The organism is Methylobacterium sp. NPDC080182 (genome assembly GCF_050281105.1).
Lineage (GTDB): Bacteria > Pseudomonadota > Alphaproteobacteria > Rhizobiales > Beijerinckiaceae > Methylobacterium.
Genome location: NZ_JBNNWO010000004.1, coordinates 324,089 through 340,472, shown reverse-complemented (window position 1 = coordinate 340,472; position 16,384 = coordinate 324,089). Strand labels below are relative to the sequence as shown.

Here is a 16,384-nt window from a genome sequence, read left to right as displayed (position 1 = left end):
TTTCCCGATGCCGATGGATGCGGGCGAGATCGAGCGCATGATCCGCGAGGCCCTGCCGGACGCGCAGGTGGAGATCCGCGACCTCGCGGGCGACGGCGACCACTACGCCGCCACCGTCCTGTCGGCGGCCTTCAAGGGCAAGACCCGGGTCGCGCAGCACCAGATGGTCTACGGCGCCCTCCAGGGCCGGATGGGCGGCGTGCTCCACGCCCTTGCGCTGACCACGGGCGTCCCGCAGGATTGAGCCTTCTGGCGGGAGCGCTCCCGATGGATCGACCGGGTCTCTACGACGACGACATCGTGACCTGGGCCGAGGAGCAGGCGGCGGCCCTGCGCGCGCTGGCCGAACGACCTGAGCTGTCGAACGCGGTCGATTGGGAGAACGTTGCCGAGGAGATCGAGAGCGTTGGGCGTTCGCATCTGCGGGCCGTCGAAGGTCTGCTGATCCAGACGCTCGCCCACCTCCTCAAGCGCGCATCCGCCCCGCTCGCACCGGCCAGCCTGCACTGGCGGGAGGAGATCGCGACCTTCCAGATCACCGCCCGGAACACCTACGAAGCGTCGATGCGGCAAAGGCTGAACTGGAACAGGATCTGGAAATCGGCCGTCACGGCGGCCGAGGCTGGTCTTAGCGCCTATGGGAACGCGCTGCTCCCGGGGCTGCCGGAGGCCTGCCCGTTCCGTCCTGAGGATCTGCTGACCGAGACTTTCGATATCGAGCGCGCACTTCGTACGATCGCCGCGTCGGTTGCGCGCCGCTGATTCAGGCCTCACATACAAGCGATAAGCAAGGACAGAGCGATGACCGACGTCAACACGACCATCCAGAACGAGATCGCCTCCCAGGACGTGGTGGTGTTCATGAAGGGCACGCCGCAGATGCCGCAATGCGGCTTCTCGGGGCAGGTGGTGCAGATCCTCAACTACCTCGGCGTGCCGTTCAAGGGCGTGAATGTCCTGGCCGATCAGGAGATCCGGGAGGGCATCAAGGCCTTCTCGAACTGGCCGACCATCCCGCAGATCTACGTGAAGGGCGAGTTCGTCGGCGGCTGCGACATCACTCGCGAGATGTTCCAGTCAGGCGAGTTGCAGACTTTCCTGTCCGAGAAGGGCGTGCCGGTGAAGACCGCCGCTGCCTGACTCTTTCGAGACTCGGCACATTGGATGAGGGCGCCCGCGGGCGCCCTTTTTCGTGCCCGTCTTTGCGAGCGCAGCGAAGCAACCCAGGGCAGCGCGAGCTCGGCGGGCGTGGCGCCGCTGGATTGCTTCGCTCCGCTCGCAAAGACGGCAACCGACTCAGCGCGGCTCGCGCGCGACGAACAGCGCCACGCAGCCGACGACCGTGATCTCGACCGACCTGAAGCGCCGGTCCAGCGCCGCGCGCAGGTCCGGCAGGGTGTCGGCGGCGTTCGAGAACACCCCCTTGCGGTTGTAGACCCGCATCAGCGCCCGCGCCGCGCCCGTGGTCGGGACGCCGGCCGCGAGGATCGTGGCGCCGAACACCACGCCGTCATCGGCCAGGCACGGTCGCACCGTGTCGAAGGCCCTCGCCTTCGCGGCGATGTCGCCCGGCAGGCAGTGCAGCAGGTAGGTCATCCCGATCGAGTCGAACGGCGCGATGCCGGTGGCCGGGGCGACGAGCACGTCGACCCGGTAGGTCTCGGGCCGGTAGCGCGCGATCCGGTCGGCCGCGAAGGTGAGGCTGTCGGCGTTGAGGTCCATCAGGCCGACCCGCGGCGCGGGCGCCGGGAACCGGCATCGGTCGAGGTACCAGCCGGTCCCGACCCCGACGTCGAGATGCGCGAGGCCTGCGTGCCGGTCGTAGAGATCGAGGATCCGCGCCGTGGGGCAGCGCCAGATCAGCGGGTTCGACAGGCGCAGCACGACAAGGTCGTAGATCTGCAGCGTCCGCGGATTGTAGATCGCCTGCCCGGCTCGGGTGTCGGTCGCCATGGCTCTCCGTCAGGGCCCCTGTGGGCGGCACGCATTCGCCTTCGCCGCCGCGATCGCCTATATCAGACCCTTTCCAACGTATGGATCGTTTGAACGCCATGGCGACGCCGTCGCTCGACAGCGCCCGCGCGGCCGATGCCGCGATCGAGAAGGCGCCGGATCTCCTCCCCGAGGCGCTGCCCGGCCGCCGCCCCTCGCTGGTCGGCCTGACCCGCGACGCCCTCAAGGCACAGCTCATCGGCATGGGCGTGCCCGAGCGCGAGAGCCGGATGCGCGCCGGCCAGGTCTGGCACTGGGTCAATTTCCGCGGGGCGTCCGACTTCGCCGAGATGACCAACGTCGGCAAGGCGCTGAAGGCGCAGCTCGCCGAGCACTTCACCCTAGAGCGGCCGGAGGTGGCGAGCCGGCAGGTCTCGCGCGACGGCACCCGCAAGTGGCTCCTGCGCATGGCGCCGACCAACCGGCAGGAGCACAACCGCGGCGCCGAGATCGAGTGCGTCTACATTCCGGGGCCCGACCGCGGCACGCTTTGCGTGTCCTCCCAGGTCGGCTGCACGCTGACCTGCTCGTTCTGCCACACCGGCACGCAGCGCCTCGTGCGCAACCTCTCGGCGGCCGAGATCGTGCAGCAGCTCGTCACCGCCCGGGACGAGCTCGGCGACTGGCCCGGCCAGATGCCGAGCCGCGACGCCGGCGGCTCCGGCGAGGTCGGCCGGCTCGTGACCAACATCGTGTTCATGGGCATGGGCGAGCCCCTCTACAACCTCGACGCCGTGGTCGACGCTGTCGGGGTGATGTCGGACCAGGAGGGGCTCGCCCTGTCCCGCCGCCGGATCACGGTCTCGACGTCGGGGGTCGTGCCGCAGATCCCGCGGCTCGGCGAGCAGGCCAACGCCATGCTGGCGATCTCGCTCCACGCCGTGCGCGACGACCTGCGCGACGACCTGGTGCCGCTCAACCGGAAATACCCGATCGCCGAGCTGCTCGCGGCCTGCCGGGCCTATCCGGGCCTGAGCAACGCCCGCCGGATCACCTTCGAGTACGTGATGCTGAAGGGCGTCAACGATTCGGACGCGGACGCGCGGGAGCTGGTCCGCCTGCTCAAGGGCATCCCGGCCAAGATCAACCTGATCCCGTTCAACCCCTGGCCGGGCAGCCGCTACGAGTGCTCGGACTGGGACCGGATCGAGCGCTTCTCCGAGATCGTGTTCAACGCCGGCTACGCCTCGCCGGTCCGCACGCCCCGGGGCCGGGACATCCTGGCGGCCTGCGGACAGCTCAAGAGCGAGACCGAGAAGCTGCGCGCTCGCGCCCGGCTGATGCAGGAGGAAGGCATCGGCGTGGAGAGTTTTTACGCCGGCGCCGACGACTGACACCCGTCTTTGCGAGCGCAGCGAAGCAATCCAGAGAAGCGCCACGCGCACAGATGGCGCGCAGCCCTGGGTCGCTTCGCTGCGCTCGCGATGACGAGGTGGCTCACGCCGCAAACCGCCGCTCCTCCGCACGGCGAAGCGGCATCTCCGCGGCCCCGACCCATTCCGTGCGATGCCGCGGCAGGGCCTCGGGGTGCTCGGCCTGGAGCCACGTGATCATCGCCTCGCGGACCACGCAGCGCAGGTCCCAGGCCTGGGGCGCGTTGCGGGCGCTGACCAGCATCCGGATCTCAATCGTCGCTTCCTTCGCGTCCGAGACCTGAAGGTTGACCACCTTGCCGTCCCACAGGGGCGTGGCCCCGGCGATCTCGGCGAGCTTCTCGCGCATCGCCGCGACCGGCGCCCGGTGGTCGACGTAGACGAACACGCTGCCGATCAGCGAGGCGCCGTCGCGGGTCCAGTTCTGGAACGGCTTCTGGATGAAGTAGGTCAGCGGCAGGACCAGCCGGCGCCAGTCCCAGAGGCGGACCACCACGTAGGTCGCGGTGATCTCCTCGACCCAGCCCCACTCGTTCTCGACGATGATCGCGTCCTCGATCCGGATCGGCTGGGTGATGGCGATCTGGATACCGGCCACGAGGTTCGACAGGACCGGCTGCATGGCGAGACCGAGGACGAGGCCCGCCGCGCCCGCCGAGGCGAGCAGGCTGACGCCGTACTGGCGCACCGGCTCGAAGGTCATCAGCGCCACAGACAGGGTGACGAGCGCCACCAGCGTCACGCCGGCCCGCTCCAGGATGCGCATCTGCGTGAAGTGCTTGCGCGCCAGGAGGTTGTCCTCGGCGTCGAGCTTGAACCGCCGCAGGTAGATCACCGTGGCGATGTGCAGCGCCGTGGCGCAGCACCAGCCGGTCAGCGTCACGAAGGCCACCAGCAGGATCTGGTTGAGGGCGATCCGCACCTCCCAGGACAGGTGCACGGTGGTCGAGGCGAGGCTGATCGCCACCACGATCAGGCCGAGGCGGCTCGGCCCGCGGGTACGCGAGACCAGCGAGCGCCAGAACAGGCTCTTGCCCGCGACCGCCCGCTTCATCGCCCGGTAGACCACCCCGTGCAGGGGCATCACCACGGCGCAGCAGGCGACGATGAGGATCAGGCTCTCGGCCCACCACGGCAGGTAGGCCAGCGCGCGGGCTGCGGAGCCGGCGAGCGCGTCGAGGTCCGGCATCGGGCATCGCTCCACGGGTTCCGAACGGGACTTGGAGGAATGGGTGGGCGCTCGCGGCGGTTCCGCAGCGCACCATGTGCCCGCCGCAACGCAGCAGCCCGGCCCGGCGGGTTGCGCCGTGACGTCCTAGTCGGATCCGGACGACGGCCTCGGCACCCCCGTCCTTGCGAGCGGAGCGAAGCAATCCAGGGCAGCATCACGTTCGGTGATGTCGCGCTACCCTGGGTCGCTTCGCTCCGCTCGCGATGACGGGCGGGAGCACCGATCGAAGCGTCCGAACGCCCGCCCTACTTCGCCGCCCCGACCGTCACGCTGCCCGAGGCGGTCCGGCCGAACCGCGCCGGCCGGTACATGTCTTCCACGGTGGCGCCCGGATGGACGTAGGTCCCGGGCGAGACCGCCCGCACCGTGTAGGCCACGGTGAAGAAGGCCGACTGGCTCGGGTCGCGGTCGTAGGCGGCTACGAAGCGGTCGTCCCGGAACTCGGTGTGGACCGGCTGCACGTCGGACTTGGCGAAGGCGAGCCCCTGGAGCGCGTCGGCGTCGAGGAGCTTCGGATTGTCGATCTCCAGCCCCGCCGGCAGCGGGTCGACCAAGAGGAGCCGCGCCGCCTCCGCCTTGGCCTCGGTGACCTTGAGCACCACCACCAGCCTGTCGTTCTGGCGCAGGCCGCTCGCCGCCTCGACGACGCTGCCGTCGAGGCGGCGGAAGCTGCGCTCGATCGTGTAGCCCTGCTGCGCCGCCGGCTCCGGCACCAGGGGGCTGCCGTTCACGGTCACGGCCACCTGCACAGGCGCGCGGCCGGTATTGGTGAGCTGAACGCCCCGGTCGGCCAGGGCCGCCTCCCGATAGACCCGCGCCAGCATCCCGGTCTGCGGGGCGCCGTCCAGGGTGAACGAGAGGGCGCCCGCCTCGTTCGACAGGCTCTCGGCGGCGAGCACCAGCCAGGCATTCTCCTGCGTGCTCGTCGCACGCTCGGATTGCTGCTCCTCGCCGAGCGCGGAAGCCGCGGGGCCCAGCGCTCCCTGCGCCAGCCCGCTCTCGGCGGCCAGGGTGATGAGCCCGGCCCCGTCGCGCAGGCGGGAGCCGTAATCGGCGCGGTAGACACCCTTGTCGCGCTCGGCGCGCAGGACCGTGAGCGCCGATTCCATGGTCTTGGCGGCCCGGCCGCGGTCGCCGAGCAGCGCCAGGGCGGCGGCGAGCTGCGCGCGCCCGAGGGCGGAGGAGAAGTCGCCGATCTTGGTGTCGGCGAGGTAGCGCAGGTCGCCCATCACCGGCCGCCCGTTCCGGGCGAGCACGTAGGCCGCGTAGGCGAGGTCGGCGCCGCCGCCCCGCACCTCGGTGGCGTTGGCCACCGCGTTGCGAAGGTAGTCGAGGGCCTGGGCGAAGGCCTTCTGCGGCACCGCGAAGTTGCGCTCGCGGGCGCGGGTCAGGAAGTCGGTCACGTAGGCGTCGAGCCAGAGGTCGCTCGATCCCTGCGCCGACCACAGGCCGAAATCGCCGCTCGAATCCTGGCGGGCGAGCAGGCGCTCGATCGACTCGCGCACCCTTTCGTCGGCGCCGTTGTCGAGGGCGAGCTTCTCCAGCGCCGCGAGCTTGTTGACGTAGAGCAGCGGCATCGCCCGGCTCACCACCTGCTCGGAGCAACCGTAGGGGTAGCGGTCGAGCGCCCGGAGCAGGGCCGCCACGTCGACCCCGGGGAGGGCCGTGGCCGAGAGCGAGACGCTGCCGGTGCCGGGCTGCAGGTCGGCGAGGAGGTCCGAGGTCAGCGTCAGGTTCGCCCCGGGGGCGAGGCTGCGCACCGAGCGGCGCAGCAGGGCGCCCGTCCCCGGCGAGATCCCGAGGGCGAAGCTCTGATTGAGGGCGGCCGGGAGGCCGGGCCCCGACAGGGCGAGGTCGAGCCGGGCCGTGCCGGGTCCGGCGGCGGTGAGGGGGATCGCGAACTGGCCCTTCGCGCCGGCCTCCAGCCGCAGCGTCTGGCGCAGCGCGCTGGCGCCGACCACGACCGGGCCGGTCGGGCTCAGGTCGACCGTGTACTCGCCCGCCTGCCCCTCGACGTTGTCGAGGGCCACGAACAGGCGCGAGCGGTCGCCGGTGTCGAGGAAGCGCGGGAGCGTGGCGCTGAGCACGACCGGATCGCGGATGATCACGTCGGCCTGGGCCTGCCCGACCCGGTCGCCGCTCCAGGCGGTGACCATGACGCGGCCGGTGCCGTTGAAGGCCGGGATCGGGAAGGTGACGCTGGCCGCGCCGTCCGACCCCACGGTCACCACGCCGGAATAGAGCGCCAGCGGCGCCTGGGTCGGCGGGGAATCGGCCAGTTCGCCGCCGCCCGCGTCGCCGCCGGAGCGGATCGCCCCGGCAGAGCCCTGCATGCCGTCGATCAGGTAGCCGTAGAGGTCGCGGACCTCCGGTCCGAGCGCCCGCTGGCCGAGGAAGTACTGGGTCGGGTCCGGCGCCGCGTAGCGGGTCAGGTTGAGGATGCCGACATCGACCAGCGCCACGGTGATCCGCGCCGGCTCGCCGGCCTTCAGTCCCGTGAGCTGGACCGGCAGGGTCAGGTCCTGGCGCGGGCGCGCCCGCGCCGGCGCCTTCAGGGCGACCCCGAGGCTGCGCCGCTCCCGGTCCACCGAGAACCACGCCAGACCCAGCGCCCGGCCGGGCAGGCGCTTGGCCGCTTGGTCGAGGGGCCGGTAGGCGGTGGCCACCAGGTAGGCGCCGGCGCCCCACTCGGCCTTCACCGGAATGCTGACTGTTGTGCCGCCCTCCGGCACGCTGACTTCCAGGGTCTGGTGAACGCGGTCGCTGACGACCATCAGGCTGGCCTGACCCTTGAACTTCGGGCTGAGCTTGGCCCGCAGTGTGTCGCCGGCCGCGTAGGCGGCCTTGTCGAGGGTCAGGTCGAGCAGGTCGGGCGCTTCCGCGGTCTCGGAGCCGCCCCAGCCCACCTCGAAGCCGAGGCTCGCACCCGCCTCCGGGGCGCCCGCGGTCGAGACCTCCAGCCGGTAGCGGCCGAGGCCGACCGGCGCCTCGATCCGGCTCGGGCCGGCGGCCGTGAGGTCGACGGTGCCGCTGGCGACGCGCCGGGCGGACTTGACCGCCTCGAACGACCAGCGCCCGTCCGCCCGGTACCACTGATAGGAGGAGTCGATCCGCGACAGGGTCCAGCTCACGCCCGGCCGGGCCAGGAGCGCCCCGTCGGGGCGCGCGAACACCGCGTCGAAGCCCGCGATCCCGCCCTCCTTGAGGTCGGTGAAGCCCTTGCGCAGGGCGAGGACCGGGTTGGCCGGGAGGATCGGCAGGGTCAGGCTGCGCGACAGCGCCCGGCCGCCGGGCTCGCCGACCGCCAGCGTGATCTTCGCTTCCAGCGCCCGCGGTGCCGCGACCTGGGGTACCGGCACCGTGACGGTGGCGGCACCCTGCGCGTTCGTGGTGGCGTGGTCCTGCAACTCCTGGGTCGTCGGCTCCACGGCCTCGTCGTCGAGACCGATGGAATAAGTCTCCAGCCCCTTGATGCCGCTGGTGGCCGCCGCCTGCACGGTCACGCTGCCCGATACGTCGAGATCGGAGCCCGGGGCGCCGTAGAGGTAGCGGGCGGCGACGTCGACCTGCGCGGCCTCGCCCCGGTTCAGGGCCGCCTGCCGGGCCTTGAGGGTCACCTCCAGCCGCTCGGGGACGTAATCCTCCACGAGGAAGCTGGTCTCGCCGATCGCGGGCGCCTTCGGGTCCGTGTAGGCGGAGACCCGCCACGTGCCGTGCATCGCCCCCGACAGGAGCGGCAGCGGCAGGGCCCGGCCGCCGAGCCCCTGGTCGGGCACCGAGACGCGCCGGTACTCGACCCCGTCCGGCCGCTTGACCACCAGGGTCAGCGGCAGGTCCGGCACGGCGGCGCCGCGGGGGTCGCGCAGCAGGGCGGTGAGCTGGACGGTCTCGCCCGTGCGGTAGACCCCGCGCTCCGGGAACAGGTAGGCGTCGAGGCCGCCGGTCTCGGGCCGTCCCTTCACGCCGCGGTCGGTGAGGTCGAAGGCGCCGAGGTTGAGGTCGAGGAAGCCGTAATCGCCGCCCGCCTGCGCGACCACGAGGCTCGGCGCCAGGCCGCCCTCCCCGCGGGCGAGCCCGGGATCGAAGGCGACGTGGCCCTGCGCGTCCGTGGTCCGGGTGCCCAGCACCTCGTTGTTGCGGGCGACCAGCCGGATCTCGGCGCCCGGCATCACCTGCGCGGAGGCGAGCGAGCGCAGGACCACGGTGACCCCGTCCCGGCCCTTGGTGGCGGTGAGCCCCAGGTCGGAGACCACGAACCACTGGGTCGCCTGGGTGTCGTACTCCTCGTCGGCGGCGGCCGTGCCGGAGGGGCGGGCCAGCATCACGTAGAGTCCGGGCTCGAGCTTGCCCACGGCCTGGAGAACCGGGAAGGCGGTGACCGCCTCCTGGTTCAGCTCGGCCTTGGCGGTGTCGAGGGTGCCCTTCCAGACGCGCTGACCCTTCTCGGACGCGATCGTCCGGGCGGTGGACCCGCTGAGCTGGCCCAGGAAATCCTCCGACCGCAGGGTCGGCAGCAGGCCGCGATCGCCGATCCGCAGAACCTCGACGTCGAGCTTCGGCGCGTTCACCGAGACCAGGGGCACGCCCGCTTGGCCCGTCCGCGGCAGGACGTAGTTGCGCCCGGTGAAGCGCACCTGCGGGGCGCGGTCGCGGACGTAGATCTCGTAATCGGCGGCCTTGAGCAGGCTCTCGCCGACCGCGGAGGGCAGGCCCTGGCGGACCACGATGGCGTAGCGGCCGCCGTGCTTGAGCCCGTCGACGCAGACCTGGGAGCCCTCCCCGGTCACGGCGGCCGCGCTGCTGCCGGAGACGGCGACGAAGGGGGCGTAGTCGGTCTTGGGGCGGATCGCCTCCGAGAAGGTGAAGCAGGCCCGGGGGGCGGCCGCGTCGGAATCGACCTTGTAGTCGAGGATCCGGAAGCCGTGCTGCGCCCGCACGGTCTCGTAAGTCTCCCGGACCGAACCGGTCTCGGCCAGGGCGAGGCTCGCCGCGTAGGCGTCGAGCGCCGGGCGCCAGGATTCCTGCTCGGCCTCGGCGGCGGCGAGCGCCGCCAGCGCGGCCGCGGCGTCGGCCGCCGTGCCGGCGCGCTCGTAGGCGCGGTAGGCGGCGGCCGTCACCCGCCCGCGCAGGCGCGACCGGCCCTGGTAGTCGTTGTCCTCGAGGGCACCCAGGGCCGCCGCAGCCCCCCGGGCATAGGCCTGCCAGTTGCGCGCGTCGGCCGGATCGGCCGCCACCGCGGCGGTCAAAGGCGCCAGCGCCTCGTCGGGCTTGTCGGCGGCGAGCAGGGCCAGCCCGGCCGCGCGGGACTGGCCGGCGGGCCGCAGCGGGCCCCCGGCCTCCGCCTTCAGCGCGGTCTCCAGGCGGACCGCCGCGCTGGCGAGGTCGGCCCGGACGAAGGTCCTGGCGAACGGCGCGGAGACAGCCGTCGCCGGGCGGGGCGCGGTGCGGGCCGCAGGTGGGGACAGGGCTGGCGAGGTCTGGGCGAGGGCCGGATTGCTGGCGATTCCTCCGAGGAGCGCCAGGGCACCCGCGAGCCGTCCGAGCCGCGCCATCAGCCTGTTCCCCACCCGCAATCCCGATGATTCGTTCCGGGTCCCGTCGCGCGGGAGCCTAGCACCGGCGGTCGGGCTCGCAACGCTTCGGATCGCTGTAGGCCCCGCCCGGCCTCGCGCCGAGGCTCAGAACGCCTTCAGCACCTGCTCGGCGTGCTCGACGGCGACCGGGCCGGCGAAGCAGTGGGAGACCAGGGCGCGGTAATCCTGCCAGGGCTGCGAGCCGGTGAAGTCCTTGGTGTGGGCCTCCAGCGTGTCCCAGTGGATCAGCAGGCGGTAGCGCTGCGGATGCTCGATCGAGCGCCGGACCTCGAAGTGCCGGCAGCCCTTGGCCTGCTTGAAGATCGCCGAGGCCTCGGTGATGACCTTCTCGAACTCGGCCTCGAGGCCGGGCTTGATCTCAATCTGCGCGATTTCGAGGATCATCGGTGCGGTTCCTGTCTCAGGTGCGACGGGCGCGGCCGAGCTTGGCCGCGAGGATGCGCTGCGGGCTTAAGGTGGGGTCGGCCTGGGCGGCGACCGGCAGGTAGGCGGTCTGCTCCAGCATGTAGCGGCCGCCCATGGCACCGTGCATCACGAGGTCCGAGAGGGTCCCGGGTGAAGGCGGGGACGCGGATCAGCAGCCGGCGCAGGGACTCCTGCCCCTCCGGCGTGCCGGCCGCGCCGCGCAGCTCGGCCGCCTCGCCGTGGATGCTGACGTTCTCGGCCCTGCCGTCCGCGAAGGGCCGCTCGGTGAACCGGCGCTCGAACGCGCTGAACGGGAAGGGCAGATCGGGGAACAGCAGCACCGCCGCGGCCTCCAGCCCCCGCGCCCGGGAGCCGGACGCCTCGCCGGGGACAATTCTGCGGATCGGGGTGATCATCGTCTGCGCGCCCACGGCCGTCACGGTCCGGCCCCCTCTAGCGGAGCCGCCGGGGGGAGGCCAGGGCCGCGCATTTCCGGTGGACGGCGGGTGTCATCCACCGGCGCGGCGGAGGGCACCCGCCGGATCGGCTTGCGCAACCGCTTCGTTCCCGGCACGTTCCCCGGCCAGCACCCGGCCCGAGAGCCCGGCGGAGGATGGCGCCGATGGCGACCCTGAAGGAATTCGAGGAGGCCCTGCGCGAGCACGGCATGAACATGGCGCTGGCGCTGCTGGAGCGCTTGCGCGAGCGCGACCGCGCCACCCGGACGGTGAAGCCCGCCCGGCGGCTGACCGGACAGAAGATGACCCCGGAACTCGCCCGGGCGATCCTGGACCTGCACGCCACGACGGGCATGACCCAGCAGGAGATCGCCTTCAAGGTCGGAGTCAACCAGGGCCGCGTGAACGAGGTGATCAAGCGCGGCAAATGGCTGAGCGACGACCCGAACGCCCCGGAGGCCGTGGCCCGCGACAAGGCGGTGGCCCGGATGCGCGGCGACCCGAAGCCCAGGAAGGCGGCCGCCGCGCGCCCCGCCTCCGGGCGGGCCAAGGAGCGCAAGGCCGCGCCGCCGAAGGCGCGCAACCAGGGTCAGCTGGCTCTGGGGGATCTCTGAGGGGCTGCCGCGCCCTCGTCCTTGCGAGCGCAGCGAAGCAACCCAGGGCAGCGCGACCCTGCGAAGCGTGGCGATCCTGGATTGCTTCGCTGCGCTCGCAAGGACGAGGGCGCGCAAACCCTCGGGGTTCCCGGAGCGACTCTCACCCGGCAGGCGCGAAATGGCCCCGGTATCGCGCCCCGATCACCTCGACCGGCAGCGCGACGAACACGTCCGTCGTTCCGAACTGGCGGTCGATCACCGCGCCGTCGCCGAAGGTGGCGCCGAGGCGCAGGTAGCCCTTGATCAGGGGCGGCAGCGCCTGCAGGGCCGCCTTGGCGTCCACCGCCTCGCGCGGCATCCGATCCATCGCCACCGCCCGCTCCGGCAGCGCCCGGGCCCGCCAGCCCTCCGGCGCGCGGGCATGGTGGTGCAGAAAGGCGAGCGGCAGGGCCAGCCGGTCCGGGTCGGTGCCTTCCAGGCTCGCGCAGCCGATCAGCGCGTCGATCCGGTGGTGCAGGACGTAGGCGTAGATCCCCTGCCACAGCAGCTCGACGGTCCGCTTGCTCCGGTAGGGCTTGAGCACGCAGGAGCGGCCGAGCTCCAGGAGCCGCCGGTGCCCCTGCGCGGCGAGAAGCGGCGCGAGGTCGTACTCGCTCTCCGAGTAGAAGCCGGTATGCCGCTCGGCCACCTCGCCGCGCAGCAGCCGGTAGGTGCCGACGACCTTCGGGCGCGGCTCGACAAAGGGCTTCTTCCGCCGCGGCGCCGCGTGGTCGAGGACGAGGAGGTGGTCGCAGACCGCGTCGTAGCCGTCGACGTCGCGCCGGGACAGGGCGGCGAGCCCGGAGGGCACCGCCGACATCTCCTCGTAGAAGACCTTATAGCGCAGCCGCTGGGCCCGCCGGATCTCCGATTTCCGCGTCGCCAGCCGGACCTCGAGGCTGCCGATGCGGCCGAGGCTGCGGCCCTCGAACGGCTCGGGCAGGCGGATCGCCCGCTCGGCCGAGAGCACGTCGTCGATTCCGCCCGCGCCCGCGACGCCCGGCAGCGGGACCGACCGGCGGCGCAGCTTGGCGATCGGCGCGCCGACGCCCCATTGCACGCCCCTGTGCCAGCCGGCTCCGAGCGCGCTGTAGGCTCCGCGGGCGAGATTGGCGACCATCGTCGGGTTCACTCCGGGTGCGCGTCCGTGCACCGTCGAATCCGACAGAGAGCACGACGGCCACACGCCATTATGACAGCCGCCACGAGAAAGCGCCCCGGCCGGGGCCGGGGCGCTCCAAGAACCTGATCGGTACCTGATGTGGACCTGACGGTTCCCGCGCGGGCGGGGTCAGGCGGCCTGCTGGACCGCGTCCTTGCGGACGTCGCCCTCGATCACCGGGGCGCTGGGGCGCGCCGCCGAGGCGATCTCAATGCGACGGGGCTTCTTCGCCTCCGGAACCTCGCGGACGAGGTCGATGTGGAGGAGGCCGTTCTCGAGCGCCGCACCCGTCACCTGGACGTGGTCGGCGAGCTGGAACCGCCGCTCGAAGGCGCGGGCCGCGATGCCCTGGTGCAGGAACTCCGCCCTGCCCTCGGCCTTGCGCTCGCCCTTCAGCGTGAGAGCGTTCTCCCGCACCTCGATCGACAGGTCGGAATCGGTGAAGCCGGCAACCGCGACGGTGATGCGGTAGGCGTTCTCGCCGGTCCGCTCGATGTTGTAGGGCGGGTAGGTCGGGGCCGCCTCGGCGCTCGCGAACTGGTCGAGGGCGGAGAACAGGCGGTCGAAGCCGACGGTGGAGCGGTACAGGGGAGCGAGATCGAACTGACGCATGACATATCCTCGTCTGAGCAACATGCAATTCCGGTCCGCCCGATGGGCCGGACCCGTCTCTCGTGCCGCCTGACGGCCGGCACAGACGAGATATCGGAGGGGGAAAATCGCGCTTCAAGACCCCCGGCGAGGGTCGGAAACGAGATTTTTTCGCTACGGTCGCAGAGTGCATCCGGGCGTGTATCGGACGGTGCGCGGAGGCGCTGAGGTGAGGCCAGTGAGACGCTTCGACGGTGACACCGGGCGCGAGCCGCCGCTCCTGACCCTGCGCAGCACGCCCGACAACCCGGTCCCGCCGGGCGGCACGCTGATCGCCGTCGGCACGCGCGACGACTGCACCCTGCGGGCGGCCTACTGGCAGACCACGGCGCGCACCTGCCGGGGCACGGTCTGCCTGCTCCAGGGCCGGGCCGAGTTCATCGAGAAGTACTACGAGACGATCCACGAGCTGCGCGCCCGGGGCTTCGCGGTCGTGGCGTTCGACTGGCGCGGCCAGGGCGAATCGGACCGCCGGGTCGACGACCCCCACAAGGGCCACGTCGCCCGGTTCGACGATTACCGGCTCGACCTGCGGGCGGTGGCCGAGACGATCCTGGTGCCGCTGATGCCCGAGCCCCATGTCGGCCTCGCGCATTCCATGGGCGGATGCGTCGCGCTCCTCGCGGCCCTCGACGGCGCGCTGCCGTTCCGGCGGCTGGTGACCCTGGCGCCGATGCTGTCGATCCGGATGGTCCGCTGGCCGGCCGGCGCCGCGATCCTGTCGCGGGGCCTGCAGCGGCTCGGCCTCGGGAGCCGCTACATCCCGTTCGGCAAGCCGGTCTCGATCGCCACCAACCCGTACGCCGGCAACCGCCTGTCGCGCGATCCCATCCGCTACGCTCGCAACGCCGCGGCGGCGCGGCAGGTCGGCGCCGGCGCGGTCGGCGACCCGACGATCGCGTGGCTCGCCGAGGCGTTCCGCGCGATGGCGCGGCTGCGCGACCCGCGGGCGGCGCCGCGGATCGGGCTGCCGACCCTGATCGTCGCGGCGGGCGCCGACCCGGTCTGTGGCACGGCGGAGACCGAACGCTTCGCCGCCCGGCTGAAGGCCGGCCATATCCTGGTCCTGCCGGATTCCAGGCACGAGATCCTGACCGAGCGCGACGCGATCCGGCAGGATTTCTGGGCGGCCTTCGAGGCCTTCGTGCCGGGCTCGCCCCTGCCGACCCACGCGGAGGTCGAGGCGCACGCCGTGGCGGTGCCGGTCGCCTGAGGCGTCAGCCGCCGAGATCCGGGTCGATGTCCCGCGGGCGCACGTACCGGTCGAGGTGCCCGCGGTCCGGCGCGATCTCCGCCCAGCGGTCGCCGTCGAAGTCGATCACCACGAAGGCCGCGGTCGGGAATTCCAGGGCCAGCCGGTCCCGGGCCGCCCGCGGTCCCGAGCCCGCGAGGATTGCGGCGAGGTCGCCGAGGCCCGGATTGTGGCCGACGACGATCAGCGTGGCGGCCGCGTCGGGCGCCTGCCGGATCACCCCGAGGATCCGGTCCGCCGGCGCCTCGTAGATCTCGGAATGCCAGCGCGTCTCGGGGCTGCCGAGGGCCGCCTCCATCGCGGCCCAGGTCTCGCGGGTCCGCGCGGCGGTGGAGACCAGGGCGAGGTCCGGGCACAGGCCCTCCCGCGCGAGGTGGGCGCCCACCGCCGGGGCGGCCCGTGTCCCGCGCGCGTTGAGCGGGCGCTCGTGGTCCGCCACGCCCGGCGGACGGTCGGACTTGGCGTGCCGCAGCAGGATCAGCCTGCGCATGAGCGAACCTCTGACGCGTCTCGTGGGCCGGTCTCGGGGCTGCCGGTCCGGGCGCGCGCGGCCGGACCGGGCGGCGCCCGCTCCCGCCCGGTTAGCCGAAAGCGCCGCGCGCGGGAACCGCGGCTTTGCCCGCACCGTTCCGACCGGGAGCCGTCCGCAGCACGGCCCGCGGCCCGATCCGCGGCGCGACGGTCTCTGGCCAGGAGGCTGCCCGATGGACCGATCCGCCCGCGTCACCGAGATCCTGTCGTGGTACGGGGCCGACAGCCCCGGGACCCTCACCAACCTCGCCCGGATGCTGGAGCACGGCAAGCTCGGCGGCACCGGCAAGATGCTGATCCTGCCCGTCGACCAGGGCTTCGAGCACGGGCCCGCCCGCAGCTTCGGCCCGAACCCGCCGGCCTACGATCCGCACTACCATTTCGAGCTGGCCCTGGCGGCGGGATGCAACGCCTACGCGGCGCCGCTCGGCTTCCTGGAGGCGGGCGCGCGCGACTACGCCGGGCGCATCCCGCTGATCCTGAAGCTCAACGACCACGACCTCCTGGCCGACGAGGAGGATCCCGAGCAGGCGATCACCGGCTCGGTGGCCGACGCCCTGCGGCTCGGGGCCTGCGCCATCGGCTTCACGATCTATCCGGGCTCCGCCCACCGCAACGCCATGTACGGGCAGATCCGCGCGATCGCCGAGGAGGCCAAGAGCGTCGGCCTCGCCGTGGTGATCTGGTCCTACGCCCGCGGCTCGGCCCTGTCGAAGGAGGGCGAGACCGCCATCGACGTGATCGGCTACGCGGCCCAGATCGCCGCGCAGCTCGGCGCCCACATCATCAAGGTGAAGCTGCCCTCGGCCCATATCGAGCAGCCGGCGGCGAAGAAGGTCTACGAATCGACCGGCATCCCGATCGGCACGGCGGCCGAGCGCGTCCGCCACGTGGTGCAGTGCGCCTTCAACGGCCGGCGGATCGTGATCTTCTCCGGCGGCGCCCAGGCCGAGGAGGCCAGCTTCCTCGACGAGATCCGCGCCATCCAGGCGGGCGGCGGCTTCGGCTCGATCGTGGGCCGCAACGCGTTCCAGCGCTCGAAGGCGGACGCCCTGTCGCTGCTCGGCAAGATCACCGACATCTACGCGGGCCGCTGAGGC

General features: G+C 72.4%; 14 protein-coding genes and 1 pseudogene. 7 read left to right on the top strand and 8 right to left on the bottom strand.

Going from position 1 to position 16,384, the window contains the following annotated elements:
• Positions 1-7: 7 nt before the first annotated feature.
• From ACQKQD_RS10225 to grxD, 3 genes are read left to right on the top strand one after another with little or no spacing between them, the layout of a single operon-like run.
• Complete coding sequence (locus ACQKQD_RS10225; protein ID WP_007568343.1) at positions 8-244, top strand: BolA family protein; 237 nt, start codon at positions 8-10, stop codon at positions 242-244.
• A gap of 23 nt (positions 245-267) precedes the next feature.
• Complete coding sequence (locus tag ACQKQD_RS10220) at positions 268-762, top strand: DUF29 domain-containing protein (RefSeq protein ID WP_091979805.1); 495 nt, start codon at positions 268-270, stop codon at positions 760-762.
• A 39-nt stretch (positions 763-801) separates the two neighbouring features.
• Positions 802-1,140: a Grx4 family monothiol glutaredoxin gene (gene grxD, locus ACQKQD_RS10215; RefSeq protein ID WP_012318124.1), complete on the top strand. Its 339-nt coding sequence runs from the start codon at positions 802-804 to the stop codon at positions 1,138-1,140.
• Positions 1,141-1,296: 156 nt separating this feature from the next.
• Here grxD and ACQKQD_RS10210 read toward each other — a convergent pair whose 3' ends face one another.
• Positions 1,297-1,953 carry a class I SAM-dependent methyltransferase gene (locus ACQKQD_RS10210; protein ID WP_427508251.1) on the bottom strand — a complete coding sequence of 219 codons (657 nt, stop codon included), beginning with the start codon at positions 1,951-1,953 and terminating at the stop codon, positions 1,297-1,299.
• A 98-nt stretch (positions 1,954-2,051) separates the two neighbouring features.
• On the opposite strand from ACQKQD_RS10210, the gene rlmN reads away from it, so the two are divergent.
• Positions 2,052-3,326, top strand: coding sequence for a 23S rRNA (adenine(2503)-C(2))-methyltransferase RlmN (rlmN, locus tag ACQKQD_RS10205; RefSeq protein ID WP_234080978.1), 1,275 nt, complete (start codon positions 2,052-2,054; stop codon positions 3,324-3,326).
• A 103-nt stretch (positions 3,327-3,429) separates the two neighbouring features.
• On the opposite strand, the gene ACQKQD_RS10200 is transcribed toward rlmN, so the two are convergent.
• The 4 genes and pseudogenes from ACQKQD_RS10200 to ACQKQD_RS10185 all read right to left on the bottom strand — a co-directional run bounded on the left by ACQKQD_RS10200 (position 3,430) and on the right by ACQKQD_RS10185 (position 11,011).
• Positions 3,430-4,554 carry a mechanosensitive ion channel family protein gene (locus ACQKQD_RS10200; protein ID WP_042674797.1) on the bottom strand — a complete coding sequence of 375 codons (1,125 nt, stop codon included), beginning with the start codon at positions 4,552-4,554 and terminating at the stop codon, positions 3,430-3,432.
• 287 nt (positions 4,555-4,841) lie between these two features.
• Entirely contained in the window at positions 4,842-10,148 is a 5,307-nt protein-coding gene (locus ACQKQD_RS10195; protein WP_427508250.1) for an alpha-2-macroglobulin family protein, read from the bottom strand.
• 126 nt (positions 10,149-10,274) lie between these two features.
• The gene (locus ACQKQD_RS10190) at positions 10,275-10,574 is read right to left on the bottom strand and encodes an antibiotic biosynthesis monooxygenase family protein (RefSeq protein ID WP_427508249.1); all 300 of its coding nucleotides are present in this window, start codon (positions 10,572-10,574) and stop codon (positions 10,275-10,277) included.
• A gap of 16 nt (positions 10,575-10,590) precedes the next feature.
• Positions 10,591-11,011, bottom strand: a pseudogene (locus ACQKQD_RS10185) (Kdo hydroxylase family protein).
• Between the two features lie 206 nt (positions 11,012-11,217).
• Here ACQKQD_RS10185 and ACQKQD_RS10180 point away from each other — a divergent pair.
• The gene (locus ACQKQD_RS10180; protein WP_026604809.1) at positions 11,218-11,667 is read left to right on the top strand and encodes a DNA-directed RNA polymerase sigma-70 factor; all 450 of its coding nucleotides are present in this window, start codon (positions 11,218-11,220) and stop codon (positions 11,665-11,667) included.
• Between the two features lie 142 nt (positions 11,668-11,809).
• Here ACQKQD_RS10180 and ACQKQD_RS10175 read toward each other — a convergent pair whose 3' ends face one another.
• Complete coding sequence (locus tag ACQKQD_RS10175; protein ID WP_427508295.1) at positions 11,810-12,808, bottom strand: GNAT family N-acetyltransferase; 999 nt, start codon at positions 12,806-12,808, stop codon at positions 11,810-11,812.
• Between the two features lie 171 nt (positions 12,809-12,979).
• Positions 12,980-13,462 carry an Hsp20 family protein gene (locus tag ACQKQD_RS10170; protein WP_427508248.1) on the bottom strand — a complete coding sequence of 161 codons (483 nt, stop codon included), beginning with the start codon at positions 13,460-13,462 and terminating at the stop codon, positions 12,980-12,982.
• A 217-nt stretch (positions 13,463-13,679) separates the two neighbouring features.
• On the opposite strand from ACQKQD_RS10170, the gene ACQKQD_RS10165 reads away from it, so the two are divergent.
• Positions 13,680-14,714: an alpha/beta fold hydrolase gene (locus ACQKQD_RS10165; RefSeq protein ID WP_056523499.1), complete on the top strand. Its 1,035-nt coding sequence runs from the start codon at positions 13,680-13,682 to the stop codon at positions 14,712-14,714.
• A 4-nt stretch (positions 14,715-14,718) separates the two neighbouring features.
• On the opposite strand, the gene ACQKQD_RS10160 is transcribed toward ACQKQD_RS10165, so the two are convergent.
• On the bottom strand, positions 14,719-15,243 hold the full coding sequence (locus ACQKQD_RS10160) for a SixA phosphatase family protein (protein WP_132368666.1): 525 nt from the start codon (positions 15,241-15,243) through the stop codon (positions 14,719-14,721).
• A gap of 214 nt (positions 15,244-15,457) precedes the next feature.
• On the opposite strand from ACQKQD_RS10160, the gene ACQKQD_RS10155 reads away from it, so the two are divergent.
• Positions 15,458-16,381: a class I fructose-bisphosphate aldolase gene (locus tag ACQKQD_RS10155; RefSeq protein WP_020092444.1), complete on the top strand. Its 924-nt coding sequence runs from the start codon at positions 15,458-15,460 to the stop codon at positions 16,379-16,381.
• The last annotated feature ends 3 nt before the right edge of the window (positions 16,382-16,384 follow it).

Excerpts from the sequence above, each read along its gene's own strand:
- ACQKQD_RS10225 (WP_007568343.1), top strand. The coding sequence starts at position 8 with ATGCCGATGGATGCGGGCGAGATCGAGCGCATGATCCGCGAGGCCCTG.
- ACQKQD_RS10200 (WP_042674797.1), bottom strand. The coding sequence starts at position 4,554 with ATGCCGGACCTCGACGCGCTCGCCGGCTCCGCAGCCCGCGCGCTGGCC.
- ACQKQD_RS10190 (WP_427508249.1), bottom strand. The coding sequence starts at position 10,574 with ATGATCCTCGAAATCGCGCAGATTGAGATCAAGCCCGGCCTCGAGGCC.
- ACQKQD_RS10180 (WP_026604809.1), top strand. The coding sequence starts at position 11,218 with ATGGCGACCCTGAAGGAATTCGAGGAGGCCCTGCGCGAGCACGGCATG.
- ACQKQD_RS10210 (WP_427508251.1), bottom strand. The coding sequence starts at position 1,953 with ATGGCGACCGACACCCGAGCCGGGCAGGCGATCTACAATCCGCGGACG.
- ACQKQD_RS10170 (WP_427508248.1), bottom strand. The coding sequence starts at position 13,462 with ATGCGTCAGTTCGATCTCGCTCCCCTGTACCGCTCCACCGTCGGCTTC.
- grxD (WP_012318124.1), top strand. The coding sequence starts at position 802 with ATGACCGACGTCAACACGACCATCCAGAACGAGATCGCCTCCCAGGAC.
- ACQKQD_RS10220 (WP_091979805.1), top strand. The coding sequence starts at position 268 with ATGGATCGACCGGGTCTCTACGACGACGACATCGTGACCTGGGCCGAG.
- ACQKQD_RS10155 (WP_020092444.1), top strand. The coding sequence starts at position 15,458 with ATGGACCGATCCGCCCGCGTCACCGAGATCCTGTCGTGGTACGGGGCC.
- ACQKQD_RS10160 (WP_132368666.1), bottom strand. The coding sequence starts at position 15,243 with ATGCGCAGGCTGATCCTGCTGCGGCACGCCAAGTCCGACCGTCCGCCG.
- ACQKQD_RS10175 (WP_427508295.1), bottom strand. The coding sequence starts at position 12,808 with ATGGTCGCCAATCTCGCCCGCGGAGCCTACAGCGCGCTCGGAGCCGGC.
- ACQKQD_RS10195 (WP_427508250.1), bottom strand. The coding sequence starts at position 10,148 with ATGGCGCGGCTCGGACGGCTCGCGGGTGCCCTGGCGCTCCTCGGAGGA.
- rlmN (WP_234080978.1), top strand. The coding sequence starts at position 2,052 with ATGGCGACGCCGTCGCTCGACAGCGCCCGCGCGGCCGATGCCGCGATC.